This is a genomic window from Dermacoccus sp. UBA1591 (genome assembly GCF_002322065.1).
Classification (GTDB): domain Bacteria; phylum Actinomycetota; class Actinomycetes; order Actinomycetales; family Dermatophilaceae; genus Dermacoccus; species Dermacoccus nishinomiyaensis.
Map to the genome: position 1 here is coordinate 1 of NZ_DCNR01000054.1, position 5,733 is coordinate 5,733.

At 68.6% G+C, this 5,733-nt stretch carries 5 protein-coding genes and 1 riboswitch; of the genes, 1 reads left to right on the forward strand and 4 read right to left on the reverse strand.

The window, feature by feature from the left end; translation table 11 throughout:
* Positions 1 to 98: 98 nt before the first annotated feature.
* Positions 99 to 1,076, reverse strand: a complete 978-nt coding sequence (locus tag B2284_RS05650) for a TauD/TfdA dioxygenase family protein (protein ID WP_200829267.1) — start codon at positions 1,074 to 1,076, stop codon at positions 99 to 101.
* A gap of 10 nt (positions 1,077 to 1,086) precedes the next feature.
* Positions 1,087 to 1,214: riboswitch (SAM riboswitch) on the reverse strand.
* Positions 1,215 to 1,375: 161 nt separating this feature from the next.
* Between B2284_RS05650 and B2284_RS05655 the strand changes: the two genes are divergently transcribed.
* The gene (locus B2284_RS05655) at positions 1,376 to 1,672 is read left to right on the forward strand and encodes a hypothetical protein (protein WP_136788138.1); all 297 of its coding nucleotides are present in this window, start codon (positions 1,376 to 1,378) and stop codon (positions 1,670 to 1,672) included.
* Positions 1,673 to 1,732: 60 nt separating this feature from the next.
* On the opposite strand, the gene B2284_RS05660 is transcribed toward B2284_RS05655, so the two are convergent.
* The 3 genes from B2284_RS05660 to B2284_RS05670 form a co-directional block, all read right to left on the reverse strand.
* A complete protein-coding gene (locus tag B2284_RS05660) occupies positions 1,733 to 3,037 on the reverse strand; it encodes an SAM-dependent methyltransferase (protein ID WP_136788139.1) in 1,305 nt (434 codons plus the stop codon).
* Complete coding sequence (locus B2284_RS05665) at positions 3,034 to 4,431, reverse strand: FAD-binding oxidoreductase (protein ID WP_136788140.1); 1,398 nt, start codon at positions 4,429 to 4,431, stop codon at positions 3,034 to 3,036. Before B2284_RS05665 ends, B2284_RS05660 begins: the two co-directional genes overlap by 4 nt.
* A gap of 52 nt (positions 4,432 to 4,483) precedes the next feature.
* Positions 4,484 to 5,733: FAD-binding protein (locus B2284_RS05670; protein ID WP_286697287.1), on the reverse strand; the 1,250-nt coding region annotated here is incomplete at its 5' end.

The following is a 5,733-nucleotide window of genomic DNA, read 5'->3' on the forward strand; positions in this document are numbered from 1 at the left end:
GGACGGGATTCGCGAAGGGGGACGAAAATCGCAGAGGGGTACATGACGACGCGATGCGGGCCCCAGAGACCCGCACCGCGCCATGTCAGCTCACACCGTCAGGCAGCTGCGCCACCCGTCAGGCCATTGACGCCGACGGGCTTGTCGCCACCGACCGTCACGCGCCTCATGGCGCGCGGGCCAAGGTTGGCGTCGACGTAGTCGCGGTTCGCGTAGTGCGACGTCGCGCGGTTGTCCCAGATGCCGACGTCGCCGGGCGCCCAACGGTGGCGGATGGTGTGTTCGGGCTGCGTCAGGTGCGCGTACAGCACGTCGAGGATCGCCCGCGACTCGGCCTGCGACACGCCGACGATGTGGGAGGTGAAACCGGGGTTGACGAACAACCCGCGACGGCCCGTCTCGGGGTGCACACGCACGACGGGGTGCTCGACGACGGGCAGCTCGGTGACGACCTCGCCGCTCCACTCCTGCCCACCGTTCTTGCGCAGGTAGGCGCCCCATTCGCGGTTGCCGTCGTGGGCGGCGACGAGCTGGTCGACGAGGCCGCGGAACGGCTCCGACAGCGAGTCGTACGCCGCCTGCGCGTCGGCCCAGGAGGTGTCGCCGCCGTAGTCCGGCAGCGTCACGGCGCGCAGGACGCTGATGGCCGGCGGCTCCTTCATGAACGTGACATCCGTGTGCCACTCGTCGGAGAACGAGAACTCGGGGTCGGAGGAGTCGATCGAGTAGATCTCCTTGCGCTCGTGCGTGCCCGCGACGGGGTGGCCCGCCGTCAGCTCGCCGAGCAGGTTTCCGAGGCGCACCTGAGCGTCGTCGTCGAACGCGTCCTGACCCCGGAAGAAGAGCACCTTGTGCGCGAGCAGCGCGCGGCGCAGGTCGAACGCTATCGCGTCGTCGACCTGCGCGAGGTCCACGCCGTGGACGATTGCGCCGAACGCCGGGCCGAGGCGTTCGATGCGCAGCCCGGGCGTCGCGACGGTGCCGCCGTGGCGCGCCGCTGCGCTCGTCGGAACACCCGTCGGTGCGCCGCTCGCGGAGTCGACGTTCGTGTCGGGCGTGGTGTCGAGGAGTGTCATGGCAGACCCTTCGTTGCGCTTGCCGCCGCGTCGGTCGACGGGCGGCCGGGTCGTTACTCGGGGCACCCCGGCGCACGTGTGCGTTCGCATGGGGGTTGCCGCCCGGCCAGCCGAGACTTCGCGCCGGGGCTCGTGACCCACACATAACGTAGCACTGGCCAAACATAAAGGTCGAGTTATGCATCAACGGCGGCCACACCGTGACATTCGTCAGGGGCCCGCCGCACCCGGGCGGCCATACTGAGGCAGAACGCTCGTGGAGCACTCCCCCGTCGGTGAGCAGCGGTGATCGATGGTTCATGATCGCCCTGACCGTGTTCGAGATCGGAGCGTCGATCGTCACGGTCGAGTTCGTGAAGTCGCATGGTGGCAGCGATTTCAGCGCGTACATGTGGTCGCTGCTCGCGCCGGTAGTCGGCGCTCTCGTCTACTGGGCGCGCACACGCCACGCGTCAGGGGCCCGCGCCGCGATCCTCGCGTTCAACCTGCGCTCGGCGGCCGTCGTCATCGCGAACAGTTCGTTCCAGAACGCGTTCGCGTGGACGCAGATCATGACGGTGGCGGCGATGCTGGTCGGCATCACCCCACCGTCATGATTGCGCGTCGCCTGCGTCTGGACGGGCAACGGGCAGCCGCTCAGCACCGCCAGTGAGAGCTCAGGGTGCCCAGTGCGAGCCCAGCGGGTAGCCGCCGTTGTCGCCGTTGTCGGTCGTCTTCGTGGCGAGCACCTGGTGCAGGTGCAGCCAGCCCTCCTCGAACCCGAGGCGTGAACCGGCCATGTAGATGCCCCACACCTTCGCGGTCGGCAGGCCCGCCTCGGCGACGCAGAAATCCCAGTTCGCCTCGAGGTTGCGGCACCAGTCGCGCAGCGTCAGGGCGTACGACAGGCGCAGGTTCTCGTCGTGCTGAACCTCGAAACCGGCGTCGTGGCACTCACTGATGAGCCGCCCCGGCGAGGCGAGCTCGCCGTCGGGGAAGACATAGCGATCGGTGAACGGCTCCGGCTTGGCCGATGCCGTGTCGTCGCGACGCGTGATGCAGTGGTTGAGCAGGCGGCCACCGTCGCGCAGCTTCGAGTGCAGGAACGAGAAGTAGTTGCCGTAGTTCTTCACGCCGATGTGCTCCGTGAGGCCGATCGAGCTGACGGCGTCGAAGCCCGTCTCGGTGACGTCGCGGTAGTCGCCGTGGCGGATCTCGACGAGGCTCTCGAGGCCCGCCTCACGCACGGCGCGCTGACCCCACTCGGCCTGCTCCTTGCTCAGGGTGACGCCTATGACGTGGACGCCGCGCTCGCGAGCGGCGTGCATCGCCATGCCGCCCCAGCCGCAGCCGACGTCGAGCAGCCGTTGGCCGGGCTGCAGGTCGAGCTTGTCGGCAACGAGGGCGAACTTGCGCTCCTGCGCTTCCTCGAGGGTGTCGTCCGGCGTGTCGAACACGGCACACGTGTAGGCCATCGAGTCACCGAGCACCTTCTCGTAGAACGCGTTCGAGACGTCATAGTGGTGCTTGATCGAGTCGGCGGCGCGACCCACCGGGTTCACCTTGGCGAGGTGGCGCTTCCAGCGGGGCTCGTTCTCGACCTCGGGCAGCGGCGGGTGGACGAACGCCTTCGGCCCCAGCTGCTTGACGACGGGCGCGAGCGCCGACGCGACGCCCTTCGGCGTCAGCTGCTTCGTGCGCACGTCACGCTTGATGCGGCTGAACACCTCGTAGGGGTCACCAGGGTGGAAACCGGTGCCGGTCAGCGTGCCCGTCAGATAGGCGCGGGCGAGGCCGAGGTCGCCAGGGGCGCTGAGGAGGTAGCGCAGCCCCTCCTCGCTCTCGACACGCACGGCGATGTCGCTGTCGCGCGGGCCGATGTCGGTGCCGTCGTACGCCGTGATGCGGAAGGGCAACGGCTCCTCCAACACGGCCTGGACGGCCTGGGCGACGAGGGGGGTGGCGGTCGTGGTCTGGCTCATGCGTGCGTCCTCATCTTGTCAGCGAACTCAGGAAGGCGGCCCTGCGGGTCGTACTTCGTCTTCATGCGGCGGTATTCGGCTGCGCCGTACAGCGCTTCGAACGTCTCGGCGTCGTAGTAGACGTCGGAATAGAGCGACTTGTGGCCGTGCATCGTCGGCAGCACGGCCTCGATGTCGCGGTTGACGTCGCCGTCAGCCCGCCCGGGGGTGATGGCGACGGTGCCCCAGAACCCGACGTTGACGTACGTGCGGTTCGGTTCGAGCTGGTACAGCGGCCACGCGTCGTCGCCGCGCAGGCGCAGCGGGCACACCCACACGGGCGTCATGCCGACGTGCTCGTCGAACCACGGCATGAACGTCTCGAGCTGTTCGAGGGGCACCTCGACGTCCTGCACGACGCGCTCGCGCGGCAGTTCGCCGCGCATCTCGTCGATCTTCGCGGCGAAGCCCCAGCGGTTCTCCCACCCGACGATGCGGTGGTAGAAGTCGCTGCGACGGTACTTGCGCGGCCACACGCGTCGCACCTTCGGGTTCTGTGCGAAGAACGCGTCGGAGCACCAGAACCAGTCGGTGTCCCAACGCCAGATGTAGTCGTGCGCGCTCAAGGTGTCGCGGTCGAGCTCACTGATGCTCTTGTAGAAGATGTTCTGCCCCGTGTAGTCGCTCGGGCGGCGGCGCGTCTCGGGGAAGAAGTTGGCGAGCACGAGATAGGCCTCGTCCTTGCTGACGATCATGCCGTCGAGGCCGTCGACGCGTTCGCCCTGCCACTCGCGGGTCTCGACGATGGCGTCGATCGCTCGCGTCATGGCTGCGACGCTCGCGAACCGCACGTTGCGCGTCTCGACGAGGTCACCGATCGGCTGCAGTTCGATGCGCAGACGCGTCGCGTAGCCCAGGCTGCCGTAGCTGTTGGGGAAGGCGCGGAAGAGGTCGGCGTGCTCGTTGGTCGGCGAGGCGGTGAGCAGCTCGCCGGTGCCGGTGAGGATGTCCATCTCGAGGACGGACTCGTGCGGCAGTCCGTTCTTGAACGACGTCGACTCGATGCCGAGGCCGGTGACGGCGCCGCCGAGGGTGATCGTGCGCAACTGCGGGACGACGAGCGGCATGAGGCCGTGCTCGAGCGTGGCGTCGACGAGGTTCTCGTACGTGCACATGCCCTGGACGTCGGCCGTGCGAGCGTCGGCGTCGATGCTGATGACGCCCGTGAGGCCGCTGACGTCGAGGCCTACCTTCGCTTTCTCACGCGGACGGAAGAGGTTCGAGGTCTTCTTCGCGAGGCGCACCGTGGCGCCGGCGGGGATGGCTTCGAAGGAGGCCCTCAACTGCGCGACGGCAGAGGCGTGAGCGGCCTCACCGGCCAGTTCCACACTGGGCTGTTTTTTCTTATCGAACATCTATGCTCTCCACGTCTCAGGAAGTTACGCCTGCCCCGGTTGCAGCACCAAATCAGGCCGGCTCATTCCCGAGCAACCGCTCGACCCAGGCGTTGCGGAACATGCCGGACGGGTCATGCCGACGCGCCTCGCCGTCGAGGGCATGCAGTCCGGGGAACTGTTCGCTGAGCTGCTGCGGCGGTGCCGCGTGCAGCTTGCCCCAGTGCGGGCGCGGGTGGCCGAGTGCAGCTTCGAGGGTCGGCAGTTCACGGCGGACGGCGTCCGGGTCGCGGCGCCAGGTGAGGTGGATGGCGAGCATCTCGCCGGTGGCGAACGGGCTCGCACTGAGGCTGTCGCCGGCGACGGCGCGGATCTCCATCGAGTGCGCGAGGCGGGCGAAGACATCGGCGAACCGTGGCAGCGCTCGCAGGGCGTCCGCGACCGTTTCACGTGAAACGAAGTACTCGCTCTGCACCTCGTCGCCGACGCTGGGGGCGAAGTCGCTGCGGAAGTGAGTCAGCCGTTCGGCGCTCGGCCCGTGAACACCGAGCTGCTCAGTCACCGCGACGGGATCAGCGCCTGGGCTCGGGTGACGAGGGCTCGTCGCGGCGCGGGCGCCGGCGAGCTGAGCCGGAGCATCGACGCCGCGCGGACGCTTGGCGAAGAGCAACGCCCGACCGCCGTCGCTCCAGTCGGGGGCGATGCTGAACGAGTAGAGCGGGCGCGTCAGGTCGTCGAGATGGTCGACGAGGGCGTCGTATTCGAGCCCTTCGTACACCGTCGTCGCGATGTCGAACGCGGGCACGACGTCGAGGATCAACTCGACGACGGGCCCGAACAGACCGAGATGCACGGGATAGTGCTCGAACCCGGGTTCGCCGCGCGTCATCGTGTGCAGATCGCCCGCAGCGGTGACGTGGGTGAGCGAACGCACCGCAGACGCGAGGCTCGGACGCTCCCATCCGGAGCCGTGCGTCGCCGTCGCGATGGCCCCGGCGACGGTGATGTGCGGCAGTGACGCAAGGTTCTCGAGCGCCCAACCACGCTGCGCGAGAACGGCGTTGACCTGCGCATACGTGGCGCCGCCGTCGATGGTGACGCAGCGTGCGTCCTCGTCGAGGTCGATGCGACGCTCGAGGTCGAGGAGGCTGAGCTGCACGCCGTCTGTGTCGGCGATGTCGTTGAAGCTGTGGCCGGTGCCGACCACCCTCAGCCGCCCACCGTCGGCCGCTGCCCGGCAGACCGCATCCTGCACCTGCGACGTCGTCCGCGGCGCGTATCGCTCGCGCGCTTCGAAGACGACGGTGCCGGCCCAGTTCGTGG

Bases quoted from the DNA above. Each gene is read 5' to 3' on its own strand.
- B2284_RS05650 (WP_200829267.1), bottom strand. From the start codon at position 1,076: ATGACACTCCTCGACACCACGCCCGACACGAACGTCGACTCCGCGAGC.
- B2284_RS05655 (WP_136788138.1), top strand. From the start codon at position 1,376: ATGATCGCCCTGACCGTGTTCGAGATCGGAGCGTCGATCGTCACGGTC.
- B2284_RS05660 (WP_136788139.1), bottom strand. From the start codon at position 3,037: ATGAGCCAGACCACGACCGCCACCCCCCTCGTCGCCCAGGCCGTCCAG.
- B2284_RS05665 (WP_136788140.1), bottom strand. From the start codon at position 4,431: ATGTTCGATAAGAAAAAACAGCCCAGTGTGGAACTGGCCGGTGAGGCC.